Below are 23153 nucleotides of genomic sequence, written 5' to 3'. Positions count from 1 at the left end.
CAGAGGAAACAGTCAATTCTACTTCCACTGGTACTTGCTGTAGATATAGCGAAAATTATCCATGCAATCACAGAATTATAACTAACGGGACTAAATATTTAAATATTATTGAACTTGCTATAGGAGTAAAGACATTGACTATTCAGCTATCGCAACCTGACTTCCAACGCCTCACCCGTGTAGTTCAAAATTTACCCGATTTTGCTGATGTACGCGGTCGCCGAGATTTTCTTACAGGAGCTTTTGGAGGAGATCCGAAAGCAGACATAATACTAGCGCGGCTAGATTGGGAAGGTAGCCCCATGAGTTTCTCTGTGAGGATAGTAAGCTTTTTGTCGCAGTTTGGACAGGTTGCTTACGGTAAAGAAGCCTTGGCAGTTTTCCTCAACCATATTCAGAACTATATCGGCGATAGTGATGATAAAGACTTTATTCTGGGCTTATTTCAAACATATCCTCTCCTAGATGTTGCCAGTACTCGCAGTCGCTCTATTGATTCTTGGCGCGGAACTGACAGTATAGTTGACATACAGGAAAAAATTATTGGGGAAGATACCCTACGCCACATTTACATTTTAAACCTGGCTCTGGAAGCATCAAAAGCTGTGGTGCGTATTGCTACTCCTAAAGGTGCGGGTACAGGGTTTATGATCGCACCTAATTTACTAATGACGAACAATCACGTCATTAAAACTCAGGAAGTAGCGGAAAAAAGTAATTTTAGCTTCAACTATCAACTGGATATCAACGGTAAAGAATGCCCAACACAGATTATTGGGGCTTTACCGGATGGTGCTTTTTACACTAATGAAGAACTGGACTATACAGTAGTAACCCTCAAAGAAGTACCCGACTTTGGCAAACCCTTAATCTTCAAAAGTAAATTAATGCGTCGAGATGACCGCGTAGCAATTATTCAGCATCCTGGCGGTCATTTGAAGAAAATCTCCATACAGAATAACTTTGTTGCTTACGCCGATAATCAAGTGTTGCAATATACTACTAGTACAGAACCAGGTTCATCGGGGTCGCCTGTTTTCAATGATGATTTTCAGGTGGTTGGTATTCACCATAGCGGTGGTATGTTAGTAGAACCAAATACCCAACAAAGGTATTTACGTAATGCAGGAACGAGTGCGATCGCTGTTTTAAATGACTTGAAAAACAACGCACCGGAAATTCATACTCGTTTAGCAAAGTAGTTACAATAAACGACTGTAACAATCAACCCAAACAATGCTGGTATTGTAAAGGTTTCGCGTGTATCTATCCTTATTTTGGAGATTAGAAAAGCAATACAAGCAAAAATGAGTGTATTCTCTTATTATGTATATATACATACATAACTCTCTGGGTAGCGATAGATAGCCGTATGGCAATTAACAGCGAATCAATGCAAAAATTATTACCTTTGCTTAGACCCCTGATGGAGAATGAAAACCAGCGTCGGGGGTATTTAATTAGGGCATTGGGTACAGGTACACCTGTGTTACATAATCTCGCATTAAATACGCCTACTAATGATTTCATTCCCAATTTGTTGGATAAATTAATCGCGTTCGGAGAAATTGCCCCAGGCCAACCTGCTATTTGTGCATTATTGGAAGTGGTTCGTGAAGAAGTGGGCGAAGACGTAAAGGTAAGGATAGATGAACTGCTGCAACAGATTAGGCAAGAGATGGACTTAATCGATAACATTCAACATATTGTAAATAGTCCCACACCTGATAATCCTCTTCTAGTCGGTATCATGGTAGATGTTTCATGGACAATGAGCTCTTCTATCCAAAATAGTTCTGATAAGGAACAAAATCGCTTTGAAGGTTTTCAGAAAGCTCTTCATAAGTTAGTTAACCGTGCGAAGGAATTATCCAAGGACAAATCAACTGGTAAAACTCTTCCTGTTCTGAAGCTTTTTGCGCTGGGTTTTGGTTTTGGGAATCTTTGGTCTTTGCTTTTGCAGAATGATTCAGGAGAAAAAGTTCGTGACCTCCTTTCTCTACCAGACACATACGACTCTACAGTTACAATTGATCGGTTGGTAGAACACTGGGAACAGTATGAACAAAATATCAATAACATGGCTGGAAAAATGTTTGGTGATACTCCTATGCTTGAAGCTTTTCAAAAAGCTGAAAATCTGTTAAAAACAGAAAGAGCAAAACCGCTTTCCTACAATGAACCGATTCTCTTTGTTATTTCTGATGGGATACCAACGGATGCCTCAAAAGAAGAGGTTACTAATATCGCTAAACGCTTGAGGGAACAGGGAGTAATCATAATTTCTTGTTACGTAACAGATAAAAATGTTATAGATTCACGGTGCCTTTATGAAGTACCTCTTGAAAGTTGGGATGAGGGAGCAATACTCATGTTTGAGTGTGCATCAATTGCTGAAAAAAAATCGCCATTTTACTCTTATCTTAAAGAATTTGGTTGGGAGATACAACTAAACGGACACCTTTTTGCTCAAATCAATAATTCTGAGTTTTTGTCAGAGTTTTCAGAGGTGATTATCAGCCCACTACTGAAGATAAAGTGAGTCTATATAAACTTTACATTTATATGAGGAGGACCATAAGTAAGTGCTTAAAAAATAGAATAAGTTTTTTAAGCTTGTTTGTCACAGATAATTGAATTAACTTAATGTCATTGATCAAGATTAATTTATCTAAAAAATGATACATATATTATGAAGACTGCAATCTCTTCTCAAAAAAATAAATACGTATTTGTCGGTTTTGCCGTCGATGTTTCTGGCTCAATGCAAAAAAGTATTCGTAATGAAAAGAGTAAAAATGAAAATCGTTTTGATGGGTTTCGAGAGTCATTAAAACAATTATCACAGGAAGCTAAAAAAGAAATTGAAATTAATAAAGAAAAAGGTAACGGTGCTTCAATTGATGTTTTTGCATATGCTTTTGGCCTGGAAGATATGGATTATTGCGACCTACTAACTCTAATAAAATTTGGACAGGAAATGGCGTTTAACCAAACAAATAAAGCAAATACATCCCAGCGCACATACAGCGATCCCTATGGAGAGCTAGAAGATATTGCTAAAAAGAATGGAATACAGGATATTCCTGGATTTAAAACTTGGATCATGAAAGCTCTACCTAGAAGTAAAGAAGCTCAACGTCTTGCAGAAAGGTTGCATAAATATCCACAGATTGCAAAGCATATCGCCAAGTTTCTCCCAAAAAACTTTATAGAGGCAGGAATATCTGGCTCAGGCTATTGGGCAGAAAAAACTATACCAGGTCTTGGTAATTACATAGCAAATGCGGTTGATCCTACAGGAAACCGCAATAACCTGAATAAGGCAGAGTCCTTAGCGAGAGAATTTGCTAACGCTTCTGATGACGAGGTGCGTAAAATCATCATTCGTGAAGTAGGCAATAAAGAATTAAGTGAACGCGGTAATACAACTATGCCATTAGAAAAAGTTGTAGATTTACTTAACAGCAGGGAGGATGAACTAGAAGATATCGAATCTCTAATTTATGGGAATACACCTATGCAAAGTGCGTTAAAAGCTGTTAAATCTCGTTTTGAGAAAGAATTACGCGACTTACCAAAAGACACAATACCAATCCTGTTTATCATATCCGATGGGATACCTACTGATGGCAACCCTATGTGGGTAGCTCAAGCACTGAAAACTACTGGAGTTCATATCATTTCATGCTTTGTGACAGATCAGGATATTATCCATCCCCGTAAGCTTTTTAATACAGCAGAAGCAGGATGGAATGATGGTGCGCGGCTGATGTTCAATATGGCATCACCTATAGAAAAAAATTCAGACTTTACACGTTTTTTAGTAGAGATTGGATGGACAGTGCCTTCAAATGCACAACTTTTTGTCCAAGTGAATCATACAGACGTATTAGATGAATTTATTCGTGTGGTCTTAAGCCCAATAAAAGAATCATTATGATACAAAATATAAGTAAAATTTAAGCCTGTTTGTCGAAATAGTAACTAATGGCGATCAGTAGCGACATCATCCAAAAATTATTGCACCTACTTAGACCATTTATGCAAAGCGAAAGCCAGCGTAAAGGATATTTAATGCGATCACTAGGCATGAATACACCTGTATTAAATCGCTTGGTATTCAATCAGCCTGTGGATGATTTCATCACAGATATGTTGAGGGAACTGGTAGCATTAAGTGAAACAACTGCTGCTAAACCTGCATGTGCTTTGTTGGAAGCGATTCGTGAAGATGTGGGAGAAGACGTAAAGGTAAGCATAGATGAACTACTGCAACAAATTAAAAAAGAATTAACAGAACAGAAAAAGCAAGTTGATGAACTTCTTGTGTCACCTTTAGCCGTGATGGGCGATTTTTAGTGAGCGGTGGGATTGATGGTGCAATAATGATTTGGAATTGGCGCAATGGGGAGAGAATACGTACCCTAAATCGCCCTTCCGACTTTTTTGGTTCGATGGTATCTTGGTTCGACCGTTCGGTAGGGTCAATTCGGTCAGTTGCTATTAGCCCTGATGGACAAATCATTGCTAGTGGAGGTACAAGTGTTGGTGATAATGGTGTTTCTAATCCACCAATCAAGCTATGGAACACAAGTACTGGAGAGGAAATACGTATTCTTACTGGACACAAAGATTCTGTGAATGCGATCGCGTTTAGTTCAACAGCAAAAATTATCGCCAGTGGAGGCGAAGATAATACAATCCGAATTTGGAATTATCAAACGGGAGAACTGATACAGACTCTTGAACCTCAAAGTCTGGTAAATTGTCTTGTTTTCAGTCCTCATGCCAAAATTTTAGTTAGTGGTACTGATGATTCCAAAATTAGGATTTGGGGTGTATCTTCCTAATTGTACGTATATCTGTTTAATTTCAAAGATGATAAAAGTAATACAGGCAAGATAAACCAAACTTCCCAGGCATATACACCCCTTTCCAGTGCTAGTGAACTGATGGCAATAGGTAGCGATTTAATAAACAAGTTATTGCCTCTGCTCAGACCTCTGATGGAGAATAAGGACGAGCGTCGAGGACATTTAACAAGGGCGTTGGTTGGTGCGTCTGTGTTAAACCGTCTGGATTGGAGTTTAACTACTGATTCGTTTATCGTGGATATGTTCGTCAAACTGGTGGAATTTGGTGAAGTTACTCCAGGGAAACCAGCAATTTGTGCGTTACTAAAGGTAATTCGTGAAGATGTGGGCATTGATGTCCAAGCCACTATCGATGCACTGATTGTAGAATTTCTACCGCCAGCAGCAACCCAAACTATTTCTACACCACCACATTTACTGTTTGATTTACTGCTGCAAATAGACTTTAAACAGCAGGTGCGGTTAGTGGAAGATGTATTGGAACAACATCGAACAGCTGCATTCCTGGTTCACGGGGAACCTGACTGTGGACAAGAATTACTGGTTACTCGTTTATTCCGGATCAAATCAGCATGGAAGAATAACTCTCCAATTAAAAACGATGTTACCAATAATGCGGCTTACCGGAGTACTGAACGCTTGTGGAAACAACTAGCTCGTTCCTTTGTACTGCCCCTAGATACTAAACCAGAACATATTATCGATAAAATTTGTGATCGCTGGCAGACTCAAGATGTCATTCTCATCTTTGAAAAAATTGACTGTATGCCGCCAAAGGTTCTTGTAGGCTGGCTTCAGGAGTTTTGGGAACCGCTAGTAGATAGGGGAAAGCTCAATCCACCACTGAAGGATACGCATTTGTTGATGTTCCTAGTTGATAATTGTGGCAGTGTTTGTAAATCACAAGTCATGCTAGCAAAGGAATTTGATGAACCGGAATATCCCCGAATTCCCCTCTACTTACCACCCCTTAGTCCATTTCCACCCGATATCTTAAAAGATTGGCTAAGGGATATGAAAGTCTTTCGTGATTTGCAGATCCCTGCTGATTTAACTTATCAGCGATTATGGGAAAAGTCCGATAACGGCATTCCTCAATTTGTCTATGAAGAAATTTGCACGCACTTTGATTTGAGTTGGGAAGGAGGCTTGGCGAAATGGTTGATTTAGCAAGTGTACTCACCGCCAATGGTAAGCAATATTATGCTGGCAAGCCAATTTCACCTCAAGAGTGTCAAAAGTATGGGCTTTCTCCTTACTTGCCATCTTCAGAACTTATTAAAGCAGTTAACCTTGCTATTTTCTTAGAAAAACGCCCCTTATTGCTCAAAGGTGAACCGGGATGCGGTAAAACCACTTTAGCGCAGGCGATCGCTCACGAATTGGGTTTACCCTACGAAGCCTGGTATATTAAGTCTACAACCAGGGCGAGGGATGGACTTTATACCTACGATGCTGTTGGTCGTTTGCATGATGCTCAACTGGCTCGCATGGGGGAAGCAAAGAATTCTAAAGTTGAGAATTTAGATAATTATATTAAATTGGGGCCTTTGGGACGTGCGTTTAGAAATGAACGACGCACTGTAGTGCTAATTGATGAAATAGATAAAGCTGATATTGACTTTCCCAATGATTTATTGCGAGAGTTAGATGAACAGAAATTTACGATTGAAGAAAAGGGGGAAGAAGTCAAAGCAAATTACTCTCCCATTGTCTTCGTTACCAGCAACGATGAAAAGGATTTACCTGATGCTTTCCTGCGGCGGTGTTTGTTTTACTATATTCAGTTTCCTTATCCACAGTTAGCTAAGATTGTCAAGTCACATTTTTTGGAATCTTCCTCTGATTTGGTGGAAGCTGCGGTGAAGCGTTTTAGCGAATTGCGGCAGAAAATGGAGAAGGGGAAAGCTGGTAAAAAGGTTAGCACCAGTGAGTTGTTGGATTGGTTTGCAGTGTTGCGGCAATTTCCTGAAGATGAGGTATTAAAGCAGTTAGAGGGAGAAATACCTTTTCCAGAAGTTCTGTTCAAGAAATGGGAAGACCATCTGCGGTATTTGAAGTATGAAACTTGAAGAACTACCACTGCTGGATATTTTTAACAGCCTGCGATCGCGGCATGGTTTGCCGTTGGGGGTTGAAGAATATCTAGTGGTTGCACGTAGTTTAGAAGCAGGTTTTGGAATTAGCAATAAACAGGAATTAAAGCAGCTTTGCTGTATGTTATGGGCAAAGTCTGAGGAGGAAAATCGCCTGATTCGTCGGTTATTTGAGCAGATGTGGCGACATTCTCCAGCAGAATCAAGGAAGGAAGATAAAAGCACAGAAAATAATATTTCCAAACCTACACGGGAAGATTTACAGGTTCCCCCAGTTGAAACACCTTCAATTGATGAGCCATTGCCTGATTTAGAGACAACTCCCACTATTATCCCAGAACCAGTACAAGCAGTCCAAGCTGTGCGGAGTAGTCGCGGGGATAGGGAGATAAAACGCCCCCGCTATATGCTTTTGACAGAGTATTTTCCCGTTACCAAACGACAAATGAAGCAATGCTGGCGTTACCTACGTCGTCCAGTGCGCCAAGGAGTAGCCACAGAGTTAGATATTGAAGCGACGGTAGCAAAAATTGGGCGTGAGGGTACTTTACTCCAACCTGTACTGATGCCACCGCGTACAAATCGCACTGATTTGGTGTTACTAATTGACCAGGAAGGCTCAATGGTGCCATTTCACGATTTATCGCGGCAGTTGGTGGAAACAGCAGAACGGGGAGGACGATTGAGAACAACTAATGTATTTTATTTTCACGACTACCCAGATGAATACTTGTACCGTCATCCAGCGATGCTTGATGCCAAGGCTGTTTCTGAAGTGTTGGAGGAAATTGGCGAACGAGCGGCAGTATTAATTATTAGCGATGCTGGAGCAGCACGCGGGAACTTGGACTCTGAACGAGTTGATAATACTAGAGTGTGGATTGAGCAGTTACAGCAGTCGGTGCGTTATTTCGCTTGGCTCAACCCCATGCCTACTGAATGCTGGCGACAAACTACTGCTGGAGAGATTGCCCGTTTCGTGCCGATGTTTGAGATGAGTCCGCAGGGGATGAGTGCGGCAATTAGTGTGTTGCGAGGTCGATATATAGCTGGGGAGGTGATGTACTCATGGCTGATGTGACCGCAGACATTAACCAAAGCCGTGTCATGAGAATTGCCCACCGACGGATTGAAGGATTTGCCCAGCAATTTGGGGAAGCACACCGCAACTTGGCTCGTCATGCGGCGTTTCCTTTAGTACTTACGCCTGATTTACTCTACCAAATTTGGGCAAACTTTGTCCCTGAAGCCCCTTGGACTGCGGTTGCTCATGTGCTGCTGTCGCGGTTGTGTCGGCAAGTGGGTTATGAGATGTATGAAATGGATATTGCTGACCGAAATTTATTGTTGCGAGAACTGAAGGAGGAGTTTGGGCAAGAAAGGTTTGATGAGTTGGGGGAGTTTTTGCTGGATTATGTGGCGCAGCGACTGACTGATGATGACGCAGATACGTGGGATTTGCGGGAGGCTCAGGAGTGGACAGCGTTGGCATATACTAAGCCGGATGAGGCGGCGCGGGAGTTGGCACAGGCACTCAGTCGAAGGGTGAAGCAAGAGGATACGGGGGAGGTGTTGCGCCTTTGTTCTTTAGTAGAGTCTTTTGCAGAACCTTTGTTAAAGGCTAAATTTGAGCCTTTACTTATCTACACAGATGGGATGGCAGCTTTAGTTCGTGGTAATCAGAAGAGCGCAGCATCTCAATTTAGCAAGTTGCTGATACAGGGTCATCAAGTTCAAATTGCTGGAGTTAATTTAGATATTCCACAAGAAAAATTGAATATACCTATTATAGGTAACAATGAAAATGAGGCTTCTCAACAGGAAATAAACTATGTTGAATTGAGAGCTAATTCTGCCTTTTATGTAGAACGACCCCCCATCGAAGAAAGTTGTTACGAGAACATTTTGCAGCCTGGTACTCTAATTCGGATCAAAGCGCCTCAGAAAATGGGTAAAACTTCATTGATTCTGCGGATTATTGATTACGCAGCGCAGCAAGGCTACCAGACTGTAATGTTGAATTTTCAACAAGCTGATGAGACACTTTTTGCAGATTTAGATCGGTTTTTGCGGTGGTTCTGTATCAGGGTTGGTGAGCAACTGGGATTACCGAATAAGTTAGAGGATTATTGGCAGCAAAGATTTGGTAGCAACTGGAACTGTACCTATTACTTTGAAAATTACGTGCTATCAAAAATAAACAGTCCGATAGTTTTAGTATTGGATGAAGTCGATTTAGTCTTCCAACACTTTAAAATCGCCACTAATTTTTTGTCATTGTTACGTGCTTGGAATGAGCAAGGAAAGCATGAGGATATTTGGAAGAAACTTCGGTTAGTAGTGGCGCATTCCATAGAAGATATCCCACAAGATGTTAATACATCGCCGTTAACTAATGTTGGTTTGTCAATTGAATTGCCGGAGTTTAGCCGCGAGCAGGTGCTTGATTTGTCGAGACGATATGGACTCGATTGGAGTTATACACAAGTTGAGCAGCTAATGAGTTTGGTGGGAGGACATCCCTATTTGGTAACGGTGGCGCTTAATACTATTGCAAGGCAAAATAGTACACTAAATGTATTTTTGCAAACAGCACCCACAGACAACGGGCCTTACGGCGATTATCTGCGAGAATGTTTATCAAGTTTAAGACAGCGCCCAGAATTAGTTGAAGCTTTCAGGCAGGTAGTTACTAGAACCAGCCCAGTAAGATTAAAGCCAATGCAAACGTTGCAGTTAAGCAGTATGGGCTTAGTATCTGTGCAAGGTAACAATGTTACTTCTCAGAATGATTTGTACCGTCTATATTTTCGTGAGAAGTTAGACGTTTACTACAGAGTTGGGGGAACTTTGCCTTCTGAAGCTTTTAGCTATGTAACAAGGCAAGCAGATCAAGAAATTTATGAGGGATTAAAGGCAGGAAAGTTTTGCTATGTACTAGGTTCACGGCAGATGGGAAGATCCAGCTTGCGGGTGCGAATAATGAAAAAGCTGCAAGCAGAAGGTATCGCCTGTGCTGGTATTGACCTTACTATGGTTGGCGGTAGTGATATTACTCCAGAGCAATGGTACGCAGGTTTGATTTACAGTATTGCAGACTCTTTCGCCATTGATGAAAGGTTTGATTTCGATGTTTGGTGGAGCGATCAAAGTTCTCTACCGCCAGTACAACAGTTGGCTAACTTTATCGAAAAAGTACTGCTTGCGGAGATTCCACAATCTATTGTCATTTTTATTGATGAAATCGATAGTATCTTTGGATTAAATTTTTCAACTGATGATTTCTTTACATTTATTCGTAACTGCTACAATCAGCGTGCTGAGAAAGCAGAATATAAACGGCTAAACTTTGCCATAATGGGGGTAGCAACTCCCACAGATTTGATTCGAGATACCAAACGTAGCCCGTTTAATATTGGTCGAATCATTGAACTTAATGGCTTTGATTTCAATGAAGCCCGAATTCTAGCACAAGGCTTAGAGGAAAAGGTAGTCAACCGCGAAGCCGTCCTCAGAGAAGTGTTGTTTTGGACAGGTGGGCAACCATTTCTTACCCAAAAGCTATGTCAACTTATCGAAAATTCCAAATCTCCTATTCCCGCAGGGAGTGAAGCGCAGAGGGTGCAGAAAACCGTGCGATCGCGCATTATCGAAAACTGGGAAAAGCAGGATGAACCTGAGCATTTGCGGACGATACATCGTCGGATTTGTTGGGATAAGCAGAGTGTTAGTAAGTTGCTAAGACTATATCAGCAGATTTTACAGCAGGGAGAAATTACAGCAGATGATAGTCCTGAGCAAATGGAATTGCAATTATCGGGTTTAGTAGTTAAACAGCAGGGTAAGCTAAGAGTTTTTAACCGTATTTACGAGCTTGTGTTTAATCAAGCTTGGGTTGAAAGAGAGTTAGGGAAAGCAGATTTTTAGTAAATCGATAACTTTACGTAGATTGGCTCGCCATTTGTGCAATAAGAGGCTGATAATTACGACTTGAAAAGGGGCGAAAATCATCTTGAACATCGACACTCATTTTACACAGCAGGCGAAATTGGAGTGGTGTTGGAGGTTTATTGACACGCTCTACCCAAACCTCTAAGTTAGAATTTTGTCGAAGCAACTCAAAAACTTCTGCCAGCAAATATCGCGGACAATAACCAACAATGTAGTGGTCTGAGGTATTTAAAATTAGAGCCTGAGAATCGTAGGGATTTTGAAATTCGTGAGCTAACCATAACTTTTCCCCAGATTCAAGTTGATTAATCCGCTCAATTGCACTGCTTGGTAGGTGTCGCAGCCCATGCGAGAAAAAGTAAAGATGGTACTGTCCCTGTTCATCAACTTCTGGACAAGGAAAAACTGCGAGTGTATCTGTTTCTCGTTCCCCACCACTACGGGCTAAGATTGTAATTGGGTCATTTTCATCATTTGGAATATTGAGCCATTCAATAAAACTTGAATAATCAGGACGTGATCGCGACATTAACCGATTAGCAAACACTGCAAATAATTGAGTTGATGTATAAATCTCGTCTAAGCGTGGAAACGAGGACAAAGGTTTAAAAGCAGATTTCTCTTCAGCCTCTTTTACACCTTGGGTATAGACAAATTGATAGATACCTTGGTCAAATGTTAACCGACCAATGGTGAACCAAAAGTGACTAATAGGGTCTTGCCAAGCTAGAAATAATGTTTTCGTTGTCTTCAAGATAGTGTTTCCCTCAACGTAAGTAGCCTGTGTTTATTGATTTCCAGAATGGACTGAGCAAAATTACTTGCTTCCGGAGAGATGCGCGAGCGGTTAATGCGATTAAAAATCTCTAAAATATTGGCTTTTGAGATGTTTTCAAGTTGCGCCAACCACACACAAGCTGCTTTGGGATAGCGATTAGCAACGAGTGAGAATACATCAAAAGTTTTAAGAGTCTTTCTATCATCAACACTGCCATAAAACGCTGAGAAACATTTGTTTGCATAAGCCTCAACTGAGCGTTTCTGTCTTTGAGAGTCAGAGAGGTCGCGTCCTAAACTTGAAGCATGGTCGTAAGTAGGTGCTAGGTGTTCCGTTTCTTCTGAAGTCGATGCTATTTTCATTCGGACAATCCCCCAGTTTTCGTGGTGACGGTCTCCATTGCCAATCCACGCATCTAGCAGAAGATAGCCAACAAACACATCTACTGCTGTTTGGATGCCAGAGGGCGGTGTCCAATCAATGGGTAAATTTACAGATTCGCCTGCGATCGCCCTCAGCACTACATCTATTGTATGTTGAGAAACGCCGTAAGTCTCAAACGCAGGGTAGTTAGCCACAATTGAGGAAAGAAGCTCGTTACCATGAACAAGCGTCCCCCCTTGTGGTAAAAAATTGGGTGAGACGACACCGCGCGAGCCTTCCCAAGTCGAAGCCAATTCATAAACAGCATGGGGAAGTCCCAATAGGGAGCATAATTCTGATGCGACTTTTTCTGCCCAGTCTTCCCCCAGGTTTTCTCGGCTTTGCTTATAAAGACAACGACCAAGTTCTTCGTGGTCAAACCAAAACTTATATTTGCTACCTAAAGTTTCATTTGAGGATGCTTCATAAGCTTTTTGTGTAACAAGTAAAATTGGAAATTCCGAGGTCATAAATCGAAGATATCGCAGGCTAACACCTGGAAACAAAATAATACTACATTTTCCTATCTAACTGGGTCCAAATATTTTACTTTCACTTGATACGCAATCCTTAAACCAAATCATTAAGCCTCTGCAAAAACTCTCCCCACCCACAACTAGCAAAATCTGACCTCTCGTAAAACTGACAATAACCTCTCATTGGCGAATAAATCGACAGCCCCTTCACACGTTCAAATCTCACACCTGAAGTCATATTTGCTAAAATTAATTGCGGTTCAACTTTAACAATCATCAAATCCATCACTTCATCAATAACCTGGGTTAATTCATCACTATTCCCAGCATATTTATCCCGTAAAACACTTAAAAAGTCATATAAATCTACAAAGTCACTATCCTTAAAACGCACCGCTTTACGTTGAGCATGGTACAGCGCTTTCTCAGTATAAATATCTTCTTTTACCACCAATTGACGCAAAACATCTGCCAATCTTCCCAAAGCCTTAGCTAGTTTCTCAACCATTCTCAAATTTGTAGCTGATTGGGTAATTTGAGTGACACTGCCCCGCGATTCTCCTTCATAGTAACGCCCGTACTCCTGTACAATTAACTTTGCCAATACTTCCGATATCATTTCTGGATGGGCGGTTAAATTCTGCAAAATTGCTGTATAGGGATAACCTGTTAGGGGTTCTACCTCTTGCGATGCAACCATATAACTAGCATTTGTTCGCAGTTGGTACGCCACTTCCACCATGCCCATTAAACAGGCATCCATGCCAATTAAGCTAACTTTTTTACCCGTAATCGCTTCTGCTTCCTGAAAAGCCTGCTGAAGTTTGGCATTATCCAAGAAATCTAAGGACGAATCATCAAAAGCGATCGCTCGTGAATCTTCATCATCTAGTTGTAGCACTTCCGTAATTGAGGAAAGGAAAAAAGCACGAGACAATCTTCGATTATTTCGGGTAAGCGATCGCACTTCATCCTGACTTGCCTGAATTTCAACACCACGCGATCGCGCAAAAGCATAAATATCATCTTCTTTCCAGCCAGTACCGTGATTCCACAAAATCACCGCATAGTTTTCTGCCGGATAATTCTCAATTCCCCAAACAATAAAGTCCCGTAAGGAGCGAGGATCACCCATATTCTGCTCTGGGATATTCTCAATTTGCCTGGGTTCTTCTGAAGGGCGGATATATATGCGGTATGTATGTTCGCGGTCAGATAGAGTATCAAACTGCACCAAAACAGCCACATCTGGAGTAGACCCCACAGCTTCCATCTCTGCAATGTCTTGATAGCCTTGCGCCTCCATCGGAGCCATCAAGCGTTTACCTTGAAGTTTCTCGAAAACCTTACCGTTATCTCCGGCCATGTAGACCATCATAGTCCAGCGACGATTATTTTGAGTCATGTTTTAACATTCTGCATTTAAAGTTCTTCTTTTTATACAAATCTATCGCTGCGATTACCGCAAATTCCACAAACTATTAGTTGATGATTTTGCTTTTAAGTTCGGTAAGTAGTTCCTCTGCTTGGTTAACGTCGCGGCTATTAATAGCTACTTTAAAGTTTTCTAAAGTTTCTAACAGTAGATTGTCAGATGTTTTATCTTGATTAATCACACGTTGCAGTCGGATTATTTCTTCTTCTAACTGAAAAATTCGATTGGTAAGAGCGTCTTCATTTTCATGCACTTTCGCTTCTTCAAGTTTCTGGTCTACCTCTTGTTGAGTCAAGCGATAAAAGCGGTCAAATGTCTTCTCTACAGGTTGTCCATCGGTGGTGATATCTTCTGCTAATACATGGAGAATACCATCGTGGTCAACTTTGAACATACAATTAACCCGAACTTCCCCAGCTGGACGAGTAGTAGCTAGGTTGAGAACCACTTCACCGATAAATTCATTGTCCCCGGCAATTGGTCGTTCACCTTGATAAATGCGAAAGCGGATACTTTCTTGTCCGTCGCGCTGAGTAGTAAAAGCTTGGGAACCCTTGCGCCACTTGGTAACTGGTATCGGTTCATTGGCACAAATAATCGCATCCATCTTGCTGTTAGCCAATTCAATTCCCAAAGACAAGGGTGTTATGTCCCAGAGTTTCACCTCCTCCCGAAGATAACCACATAATCTTGCCCCCTGAACCGCCGCACCTCTAGCTACAGCTTCATCTGGATTTACAGAGTCGTTGATTTTCCAACCGTAGCGATCGCGCAGTGCTTCCTTGATAGCAGGTAGTCTAGTTTGTCCACCAACTAACAATACTTGGTCAATATCTGTTGCTTGCAACTTTGCTTCTTTCAAAGTTGCATCGCAGATATCTAAGGTGCGGTTGATAAAAGGTTGCACAAGTTTTTCTAACTCAGTACGAGTTAATATTGCTTCTAGCCCCAAACATTGATTTTCTACAGCAAAAAGATTTGGAATACTAATTTGATACTCTGTGGCTTGAGTCAGTGCAATTTTGGCAATTTCTGCTGTTTTTCTGAATTGGGAACGCAAGCTATTATCTTCTGCAATAGGTAAATCTACATCATGCTGCTGCTTGAACGCTTTCTTCATCCAACTCATAATTGCTAAATCTAAATCATCCCCACCTAAATGGGTATCGCCGCTAGTAGCCTTTACCCGAAACAAACCATGTTCAATTTTCAGAATTGAAATATCAAATGTACCACCACCCAAGTCATAAACCGCGACTGTTTGGGGTTCTGTACCCAAGCCAAACGCTAAGGCCGCAGCTGTTGGTTCATTAATTATTCGACGAACCCGTAACCCAGCTAATTCTCCGGCTTCTTTCGTAGCCTGACGCTGAGACTCGCTAAAGTAAGCCGGAACAGTAATGACAGCTTGGGAGATTGTTTTACCCAAAGTTGCCTCAGCATCTTCTTTCAACTTACGCAGAACTTGGGCAGAAATCTGTGGAGGTGTAAAAATTTCTTCACCTACACAAACAGCAACTTTGCTCTGCTGCATTTCTGTAATAGTATAAGTAACTTGGGTTTGGTCGATGCGTACCCGTTCATCACGAAAGGTACAGCCCATAAAGCGTTTTACGGAGTAGATGACTTGACTAGGATGACTGGTGATGAAACCCAAAGCTGATTTACCGACAATGGGTTGATTTGTTTGGGTATCGAACATCACAACAGAGGGAGTGAGGCGATCGCCTTCTGAGTTGGACAAAACTCTCGCCTGTCCTGTGTCTGGTTCCCAAATTGCGATCGCTGAATTGGTTGTCCCTAAATCAATCCCTAAAATATCTACCTCACTCACCGTCTACTCCCCTTTCAATTTTAGATTTTTTAATATGTGTAGCAACTTAAACCAGAACGTGTACCTACCCATAATTTAGTCTCTTTATCTTCACCAGTGGTGATGGTAAATGCTATAACTCGATTTGCCCCCAAACCACTATTGTGGATATTAAATTCGTTGATTTTCCATCTATTGCCCTGACTTAGGAGACAAAATAACCCCTTATCTGTCCCAACCCATAAACTACTATTGTTCTTATCCCATACCAAGGCTGTTATGATTCGGTTCTCAAGCTCAGGTATTAGTTCCCAGTTGTCAACATTGCCTATGTATAACCCCTGACTTGTACCCACCCAAACCTGTTCCGACTCATCTCTATTAATTGCTTGTAGCGATCGCACATCTGCACTACCTAAATTACCAGTAATTGAAGTCAGTCGTTTTGTATCAGTTTTATATAACAACAATCCTGCCGAAGTACCCAGCCAAACATTGTCTGTGACAGCTTGGGCAATTGCTTGTAGCCATCCCCTCACAGGCAGTTCCTTGTTATAAATTACTTGTACCCAAGCTGAATCTTTGTACTGATAAAGACCATCTAACCCAACAGCCCAGTAGCGATCGCTTCCAGCAGTGAGGGTTAAAATTGGTTCCGAAATATTGGGTGCGGTTTGGAGCTCGTTCTGCTGTTTTAAGCCATGTAAACCACTACTCCAACTCGCAACCCAAACAGTTTCTTGGTCTTGGCTGGTGATGATAGCGCGGATATCTTGGCTAGCAAGTTGTCCATAGCGTCGCCAACTTTCGGTAAATAAGTCATAACGAAATAAACCTAGTGCCGTCCCTATCCATAAAATAGAACGGTCTGCAAATTGCTGCACTGACAACGCTTGCACTAAACTACTGAAAGTGGGTGGAGATTTTTCGCGGGAAGCTAACCCAATGACATCAGGGGAATTATCTGTTAAGTGCAAAAGTATTTGTTTGTTCTCGCCGCGCAGTAGTCCATCATGAGTACCAATCCATACTTGATCGTCTCTACCTGTTAGCAAGCTGGTAATAGTTGCATTAAATCGTTTTTCTGTCAAGGGTGTCCAACCAGTTTCTGTTGCTAAACCCACCTGTCCGCCACAGGCTGCCCAAACTCCTTGCAGATGGGGAGCTAGGGCAGTAACTTCACCAGGATATGTAGTATCAATTTTATGTGTTTTGTTCGTCGTTAAGTCAATGCGTACCAGTCCGCGAAGAGTGCCTAACCACAGGTTTTCATTTTGACGAGCTAGCGTGAGAACATCTGGCTGTACGCTGTCGCTGGTACGCATCCAACTAGAATTTTTGTAATTATAAACGCCTTGAGCATTGCACAACCAAATATCATTTTCGTCAACAATAGACATTACTCTCGGAGGAAAACCAGCAGGAGGTAATTCGATAGCGGGTTTGCGGTCTGGAGTGTTAATAGCATAAATACCGCTAGCAGTTCCAGCCCAAAGTTTACCAGTAGAGTCCAAGGTCAAACAACTTACCTTTACCTCGCCCAGGATACGGTAAGGTCGCCAAGTATCATTTTTTAGATAATAAATTCCAAATTGTTCGTGAGCAGCCCAAACTTGACCCATACCATCTACGGTAACTGCTAACACTGAGTTACCTGGCAAACCATGTTCGCTGGCATATCTAACAAATCGGTTTAATTCCAGCTTCCAATGCAGTATCCCACCCCCAGTCGCCAACCATAAATCTCCCTGTGTTGGGTCAAAAGCTAAAGAGCGAACATGGCGCTGACTTGCCAAGTTACTCCATTCTAAAAAGGCTTTATCGCTAGGTTGTTCTTGTTGCGGTGCAGTATCAGCAACGGGGATGGGCAAATCTTCTACCCCTATTGGTAATGGTAAATCAAGTTGGTAGTCTTTACTACTCATAATCTATTGGTGGAGGTAATTCGCCCCCACTCCTCTTTTAATTTGTCTAACTCAGCTTGTAATTCGTAATTTTGATCTTGCTGCTGTTCGATACATTGATTGAGAAAATTATGCCAGTGTTCTTGACTTTTTTGCTGTTGCTGCCAAAGTCCGTAACGTGAATCTTTATACAAACGTTCTGTTGCTTGCTTTAAATTTTGTAGCTGTCGGTTTAACGCTCCCTCCCAAATCTTCAGACGTTGGTATTGCTGTGTCAAGTTTTCTTGGGAGTTACGAGTTATCCAAACTACTCCCCAAGGTAATTCTTCTAAAACATCAGCTAAACTGGCGGTAGCGTCACTGCATAAACCCTGGAGATTAGCGAGTAATTCTGCATCCTCAGCGTTGACATCAGGATCTAATAACCGAAAAATATGCTCTAGTAGCATATCTTTATCAATCGCTTCTGGGTCTTTGAGGCCAAATTCTGTTGTTTGTTCTTCCTTGTAGAGAAAATTATCGTTTCCTACATCCTGCTGTTGGGTGTCGTCTTCATCCTGGGTAAAACGTTGAATTTGGCTACGAAGAGAAGCAATTTCTGCTTGTAAGCGCATGGACTGGCGACGTAATGCACCAACAACAGCCTGAAATTCGTTGTAAGCTGCTGCAAGATTTGTTTCCAATGGTGCAATTGTTTCCCGTGCAGTAGTAATTGAGGAGCGCAATTGTTGCAGTTGCGTCAGTAACTTCTCTAATTCTGCTTGGGTAATTGCTGAGGTAGATGGGTAGTTTTTCATCAGGCGACACCTACTGTAGCCAAGGGTTGAGTTAATCGATAGTAAGGCGGACTATAAAGACCATAGGCCAGGCCTAAAGGGTTATTGTACTCCTCTATAAAATATCTGCGGGTAGCTTGTAGGGCTTCCCCAATTGTCATTTGTTTATCTATAAAAAATGTATAAAATTGTTGAGCAAACGCCGCAGCAAAACGGTCGGGAACGGGACAAGCGGTTGCAATTACTGCCTCCGCACCTCGCTTAATAAACATTTGGGGTAAGTTAAAAGTTTTGCGTAAAGCATCAGTTCCACCTGCTGACTGACAGGCATTTAGAAAAACTAATGGTTGGCACTGAAATCGTTTATCTTGTTTGACCAAAATAAAAGATATAGCCCCTAATTTAATCACTAAAGGTTCACCTTCTTCTCCTTCATCCTTTAACAGAGAAAATAGCAGGGTATCTACATCTAATTCTTCTGACTGACAGTGACAAGCAAAATGGAGAATGTTATGGTTAGCTTCTATAAAATAATCAAGTAGGTTTTCTCCATTTTCAATTTTTGTTAATTTACCTACTGCTGAAAGCAGAGAACAACGGCTATTTTGCAAGGTGCGAATCAATTTTTGAATTAGTAGCCATTCATTTTGATGAGCTTCTCGCAGTCGATGATGCAGACAAAACATCATATCTAATGGTGTGGTTCTGTCTGCTAAAAAGCGAGATATATCTTTTTCAGGAGTGAGAATTCGAGCCGGGGTGTAGCGCAGTCCCCAAAACATTTCTGGATTAGGTTCTTGATAATTATCCCCTGCATAGAGTACTTCCCAAGGAAAAAGTACCCGCTCAGATATAAAGGTGGGCGCTGGGATTTCACTACCCATCATTTTACAGCGACCTTCGATAAGTTGACGGGAGCCTTCTTCTTCAAAAAATCTACGGTAAGCTGCTAAACCCCACTTTGCCAGTTCTTTCATTTCTTGCTGGCAAGTTACCGCATCTAATTTGATACTTTTGGTTTGATTAATTGCTTTTTCTAGTCTCCAGAAAGACTCTAAAACATTATTTGTAAATTTTAGAAGTTCTTCATCACTAGCACTTATTTTAAACTTTTGCCAACCAATATTATAATAATTTTCTTTAGGGATTACAATTGGTAAAAAAGATGCCATTGTTTGATGGCGAATAGCGCTACTAATACCGCTCATTCTTCCCTCCCGTTTTCTATGTTGAGAGAGAAATTTAGGCTATGAATTGGTCGCATCCCATCTGCAAAGTACACCTGAACTAAAGCTGAGGTATCAGTAATTTCATTAGGTACAACTAGGGTAAACCAGCCTAAATAATCACCTTTACCAGTAAGTTTCATCGTGACGGGCAAATCTGGAATCACTTGCAGACCATAGGTTACGATATGTACCTGTAAATTTTCAAAGAGGAGATTCTCTGCTACCTCGATAACTCTATCTTCATGCCACACAGGGGGATTTCTTCGCAAAGTAACACGAAAACGAGCGATCGCACCAGGGGGCAATGGGTCATCAATTTCCCGTCCTATAGGTTCGACAATGGCATAGCCATCACCAGGAACGGGACGGTAAGGACGCGCCATTGGATCGCCAAACAGTACGTAGGCTAGCCAGTCGAGGGAATCAGGTGCAGCTACACGGGCTAATTGACGGCTAGTATAAAAAGCTTCGCTCAAGGAAGCGCCAGCCCACAGACGGTTGTAAAAGCAACTAATAAAGGCAGCTTCTACTGCTGGTTCTACAGCCCAGAGTGAGCCAGTGAAGCCGCTACATCCAGCGCGGATAAAAGCGGATGCCCATGTGTTTTCTAATGCCGTCAATTCTGGCGCATCGGTTTTCACGTAACTCAAGGTGACAAATGGACGATTGCGCCGCAGGTTGAGTTTGGCGGGACGCATTTGGAATTCTATGTCTTCTGTGTGGTTGATATTATCTAAAGTTACGGGAGCGTTACGAAGGTCTGCATCTGAGGACTGACTGTAGCGAATTAAATGCAGACCCCGGATAGCTTCAGTGGAATCATGCAATACACCTGCTGGTAACGACTGGGGTGGAGGTGCGCCGGGGGCTTCGAGGAGAGTAGCCCAGAGTTGGGGTTGTTCGACGTTGGCGTAGTGGGCGACGTTAACCGCTCCTACGGGAAACTCGTAGGGTCTGGTGTCGTTTAATTCTTGTAGCCAGCGGCCAATGATGAAGCGATCGCCAAAAAATCTTTGACCATCATATAATAGTTCCCAGGGTATCCAGGCTTCTTGATCAGCGACAATTAAAAGTGTAAAAGTAGAATTTTGGGGTATTAAACTGCGAAACTCGCTTTGTAGTTGTGTGGGGATGATTTGCCCAAACAGGTATTGACCAAGGGAAATTAAACGAGATTTTCCCTCAGTGGGCAAACTACCAGATATATTTTCGAGTGTAGCTGCTAACAATCCCCGCGTCTGTTCTATCCAACTGCTAGAAAATGCATTTGCTGTATAAATACTATTACCTGTAAATACTGAGGCAAAGCGGAAGCTTGTTAGTTGGTATTGGAATTTATAGGTAGAGTTTGTTTCGTTCCAGATGGTTTGGATGCGGAGAATGAAATCCGGTTGGGGAACGGGACGGGGTTGGGTCGTGATGCGTTGAGGAGTGAAGGTTGCTTCGTCTATGTCGGCGACTTGGATTTGGGTTTCTAGTTTTGTCTCAAAGGTATCGCCTCGGAAAATTTCGGCAGTGATGGTCGCGTTACCTGAACGGAAGGCGGTGAGGTGAAAGCGGGCAGTTTGCGTTTCTTGGGCAGTGTCAGGGTCGAGGGGTAGGCTGGCAGTGTTATCGCCATTGAGTTGGAAGCCCGGGGCGTTGAGGATGATGTTTAGTTCGTTGGCGATAGTATCATTGTGGGAAATTTGAAATAGATAAGTTTCATCCTCGCTAACTCCAACTTGGTTGAGATTAATTGATATTTCTACCTCTTCACCGACAATAACTGCTTTAGAAAATATAGCTATTGAAACCTTACAAACTACACTACTTTTTTCTAAAAGCAGCCTTTGATAGGCAATAATGTAAGCCTGATATGTAGCTTCGTCTACAAATGCAAAAATAACCTTCTCTAGCTGACTTCCTTTTTTTAGATGATTTGTTGTAATTTTCAATATTTCTGTGGCTAAGGTTGCTGGACTTAAACCCGCAGCACCACTACCAATAGAAGGAAAAGCTAGAGTCCAAACATTATCCAATTTTTCTGCCTCAAGTAAAGCAGCATTGATTCCCTGCCCTACACTGGAAATTGTATGTACATTTCTACTGACTTCTGTAGGTGTGTGTATTAGATATTGAGCAGATAGAGAACCTGCATCGGTAACAAATACTTCCCCTAGTCTTAAAATTGGTTGCTGTCGTAATTGATTATATAGCTCTAAGCCTAACCTTTCGTGTAACTGAAAACTAATAGACCCCCCATAACTTACATCTAAACCTGTGGGATTAACCAACGCATCTACATCTAAATCCAAAAGATTTCGTTTGACAAACTCTATGCGTGCAAGTGGGGTATTATAAATGATAGGTTGAGGTGAACTCGCAAATTCGAGTTCTCTTTGGTAATATTCTAAAAGATAATGAGCCTCGCTAAGTTTTTCTCGAATGATTGCAAATTCATCCGGAAAATTATAGGTGGTATAAATTTTTAGTGCATCTTGATAGAAAAGGATAGCGTATTCGATATTATCTAAGTAATCTATATAATTTAAGTTATTACTGTGTGTTTTTGCTGTGTATGCATTTCCGATATTCTTGCACGTATCTGCCCATTTATAAGGAAATGCTTCACGAGTGTAAACTTGTCGTGCGGCTTGATAACAAGCGATCGCTAATTCTAGATTTTCTGCTTTGTCTCCCTGTATTTTATTAAAGTAAGCATCTCCCAAACTACTTTGTATCCTTGCCCATTCAGAGGGAAAAGTATCGGCAGTGAAAAAAGCTAATGCTTTTTTGTATGCAGCAATGGCTTTTTTTATATTGCTTGCTTTGTCTCCTCGTATTCTATTACAGTAAATATCTCCCAAATTGTTTTGTGTCCTAGCCCACTCATTAGGAAAGGTTTCGAGCGTTAAGATTTTTAACGCAGCCTTATATGCAGCAATCGTTTTTTCTATCTTATTTGCTTTGTCTCCCTCTATTCTATTAAAGTAGATATTTCCTAATTTATATTGAGTCATTGCCCATTGTGTGGGAAAAGCTTCGCGAGTAAAGACTGATAAAGCTGCATTGTAAGCTTTAATCGACAGTTCTAAATTATCTGTCTTATTACCATTCAATCTTTCACTGTAAGCATTACCTAAAGAATATTGAATTTCAGCCCATTGCTCCAAAAATCCATCGCGAGTACATACTTGTAATGCTGAAGTATATGCAGCTATAGAATTTTCAATTTTTTCTGCTCTATTTCCAGAGATCCTTGTATAATAGGCATTTCCTAAATTTATTAAAGATGCTATTTGACCAGAAATATAGCCTATTTCTCGCGCAACGGCTAACGACTGTTGAAAATAATCTATTGCCCTTTTATATTCTCCTGAAGAAAGAAAAGCATTTCCCAGTTCATTCAAGAT

17 protein-coding genes and 1 pseudogene are annotated in these 23153 nt (G+C 41.4%); 10 read left to right on the top strand and 8 right to left on the bottom strand.

Annotation, left to right across the window (positions count from 1 at the left end):
- Positions 1 to 134: 134 nt before the first annotated feature.
- From RMZ43_RS18845 to RMZ43_RS18800, 10 genes and pseudogenes are all read left to right on the top strand, one after another.
- The gene (locus RMZ43_RS18845; protein ID WP_322655952.1) at positions 135 to 1202 is read left to right on the top strand and encodes a trypsin-like peptidase domain-containing protein; all 1068 of its coding nucleotides are present in this window, start codon (positions 135 to 137) and stop codon (positions 1200 to 1202) included.
- A gap of 170 nt (positions 1203 to 1372) precedes the next feature.
- Entirely contained in the window at positions 1373 to 2542 is a 1170-nt protein-coding gene (locus tag RMZ43_RS18840) for a hypothetical protein (RefSeq protein WP_322655953.1), read from the top strand.
- Between the two features lie 150 nt (positions 2543 to 2692).
- Positions 2693 to 3943: a hypothetical protein gene (locus RMZ43_RS18835; protein WP_322655954.1), complete on the top strand. Its 1251-nt coding sequence runs from the start codon at positions 2693 to 2695 to the stop codon at positions 3941 to 3943.
- A gap of 47 nt (positions 3944 to 3990) precedes the next feature.
- Complete coding sequence (locus tag RMZ43_RS18830; RefSeq protein ID WP_322655955.1) at positions 3991 to 4362, top strand: hypothetical protein; 372 nt, start codon at positions 3991 to 3993, stop codon at positions 4360 to 4362.
- Positions 4359 to 4541: pseudogene (locus tag RMZ43_RS18825) on the top strand (hypothetical protein); the annotation flags it as partial. The gene RMZ43_RS18830 and the pseudogene RMZ43_RS18825, both read left to right, overlap by 4 nt.
- Positions 4524 to 4853 carry a WD40 repeat domain-containing protein gene (locus RMZ43_RS18820; protein WP_428850896.1) on the top strand — a complete coding sequence of 110 codons (330 nt, stop codon included), beginning with the start codon at positions 4524 to 4526 and terminating at the stop codon, positions 4851 to 4853. The pseudogene RMZ43_RS18825 and the gene RMZ43_RS18820, both read left to right, overlap by 18 nt.
- Complete coding sequence (locus tag RMZ43_RS18815) at positions 4854 to 6047, top strand: XRE family transcriptional regulator (RefSeq protein ID WP_322655957.1); 1194 nt, start codon at positions 4854 to 4856, stop codon at positions 6045 to 6047. It begins immediately after the preceding gene.
- On the top strand, positions 6035 to 6949 hold the full coding sequence (locus RMZ43_RS18810) for an AAA family ATPase (protein ID WP_322655958.1): 915 nt from the start codon (positions 6035 to 6037) through the stop codon (positions 6947 to 6949). Before RMZ43_RS18815 ends, RMZ43_RS18810 begins: the two co-directional genes overlap by 13 nt.
- Positions 6939 to 8054 (top strand): VWA domain-containing protein, encoded by a 1116-nt coding sequence (locus RMZ43_RS18805; RefSeq protein WP_322655959.1) that lies wholly within the window; start codon positions 6939 to 6941, stop codon positions 8052 to 8054. Before RMZ43_RS18810 ends, RMZ43_RS18805 begins: the two co-directional genes overlap by 11 nt.
- Positions 8042 to 10900: an AAA-like domain-containing protein gene (locus RMZ43_RS18800; protein WP_322655960.1), complete on the top strand. Its 2859-nt coding sequence runs from the start codon at positions 8042 to 8044 to the stop codon at positions 10898 to 10900. Before RMZ43_RS18805 ends, RMZ43_RS18800 begins: the two co-directional genes overlap by 13 nt.
- A gap of 13 nt (positions 10901 to 10913) precedes the next feature.
- On the opposite strand, the gene RMZ43_RS18795 is transcribed toward RMZ43_RS18800, so the two are convergent.
- The 8 genes from RMZ43_RS18795 to RMZ43_RS18760 all read right to left on the bottom strand — a co-directional run bounded on the left by RMZ43_RS18795 (position 10914) and on the right by RMZ43_RS18760 (position 23150).
- Entirely contained in the window at positions 10914 to 11678 is a 765-nt protein-coding gene (locus RMZ43_RS18795; protein ID WP_322655961.1) for an HIRAN domain-containing protein, read from the bottom strand.
- Entirely contained in the window at positions 11675 to 12595 is a 921-nt protein-coding gene (locus RMZ43_RS18790) for a HipA-like protein (RefSeq protein ID WP_322655962.1), read from the bottom strand. Before RMZ43_RS18790 ends, RMZ43_RS18795 begins: the two co-directional genes overlap by 4 nt.
- A gap of 100 nt (positions 12596 to 12695) precedes the next feature.
- Positions 12696 to 14006, bottom strand: a complete 1311-nt coding sequence (locus RMZ43_RS18785; protein WP_322655963.1) for a clostripain-related cysteine peptidase — start codon at positions 14004 to 14006, stop codon at positions 12696 to 12698.
- 76 nt (positions 14007 to 14082) lie between these two features.
- The gene (locus RMZ43_RS18780; RefSeq protein ID WP_322655964.1) at positions 14083 to 15870 is read right to left on the bottom strand and encodes an Hsp70 family protein; all 1788 of its coding nucleotides are present in this window, start codon (positions 15868 to 15870) and stop codon (positions 14083 to 14085) included.
- A gap of 29 nt (positions 15871 to 15899) precedes the next feature.
- Positions 15900 to 17774 (bottom strand): ligand-binding sensor domain-containing protein, encoded by a 1875-nt coding sequence (locus RMZ43_RS18775; protein ID WP_322655965.1) that lies wholly within the window; start codon positions 17772 to 17774, stop codon positions 15900 to 15902.
- On the bottom strand, positions 17771 to 18550 hold the full coding sequence (locus RMZ43_RS18770; protein WP_322655966.1) for a hypothetical protein: 780 nt from the start codon (positions 18548 to 18550) through the stop codon (positions 17771 to 17773). The genes RMZ43_RS18775 and RMZ43_RS18770 overlap by 4 nt, the downstream gene beginning before the upstream one ends.
- A complete protein-coding gene (locus RMZ43_RS18765; RefSeq protein ID WP_322655967.1) occupies positions 18550 to 19737 on the bottom strand; it encodes a CHAT domain-containing protein in 1188 nt (395 codons plus the stop codon). The genes RMZ43_RS18770 and RMZ43_RS18765 overlap by 1 nt, the downstream gene beginning before the upstream one ends.
- Complete coding sequence (locus RMZ43_RS18760) at positions 19734 to 23150, bottom strand: macro domain-containing protein (RefSeq protein WP_322656019.1); 3417 nt, start codon at positions 23148 to 23150, stop codon at positions 19734 to 19736. Before RMZ43_RS18760 ends, RMZ43_RS18765 begins: the two co-directional genes overlap by 4 nt.
- Between the last annotated feature and the right edge of the window lie 3 nt (positions 23151 to 23153).

Source organism: Nostoc sp. CmiVER01, assembly GCF_034531135.2.
In the GTDB taxonomy this organism is placed as follows: Bacteria; Cyanobacteriota; Cyanobacteriia; order Cyanobacteriales; family Nostocaceae; genus Nostoc.
Note: the sequence above shows the minus strand (reverse complement) of the source record. Positions and strands in the feature narration are given on the sequence as shown.

Coding starts and splice junctions, on each gene's coding strand:
- RMZ43_RS18840 (WP_322655953.1), top strand. CDS start 1,373: ATGGCAATTAACAGCGAATCAATGCAAAAATTATTACCTTTGCTTAGA.
- RMZ43_RS18835 (WP_322655954.1), top strand. CDS start 2,693: ATGAAGACTGCAATCTCTTCTCAAAAAAATAAATACGTATTTGTCGGT.
- RMZ43_RS18830 (WP_322655955.1), top strand. CDS start 3,991: ATGGCGATCAGTAGCGACATCATCCAAAAATTATTGCACCTACTTAGA.
- RMZ43_RS18810 (WP_322655958.1), top strand. CDS start 6,035: ATGGTTGATTTAGCAAGTGTACTCACCGCCAATGGTAAGCAATATTAT.
- RMZ43_RS18805 (WP_322655959.1), top strand. CDS start 6,939: ATGAAACTTGAAGAACTACCACTGCTGGATATTTTTAACAGCCTGCGA.
- RMZ43_RS18800 (WP_322655960.1), top strand. CDS start 8,042: ATGGCTGATGTGACCGCAGACATTAACCAAAGCCGTGTCATGAGAATT.
- RMZ43_RS18790 (WP_322655962.1), bottom strand. CDS start 12,595: ATGACCTCGGAATTTCCAATTTTACTTGTTACACAAAAAGCTTATGAA.
- RMZ43_RS18785 (WP_322655963.1), bottom strand. CDS start 14,006: ATGACTCAAAATAATCGTCGCTGGACTATGATGGTCTACATGGCCGGA.
- RMZ43_RS18775 (WP_322655965.1), bottom strand. CDS start 17,774: ATGAGTAGTAAAGACTACCAACTTGATTTACCATTACCAATAGGGGTA.
- RMZ43_RS18770 (WP_322655966.1), bottom strand. CDS start 18,550: ATGAAAAACTACCCATCTACCTCAGCAATTACCCAAGCAGAATTAGAG.
- RMZ43_RS18765 (WP_322655967.1), bottom strand. CDS start 19,737: ATGAGCGGTATTAGTAGCGCTATTCGCCATCAAACAATGGCATCTTTT.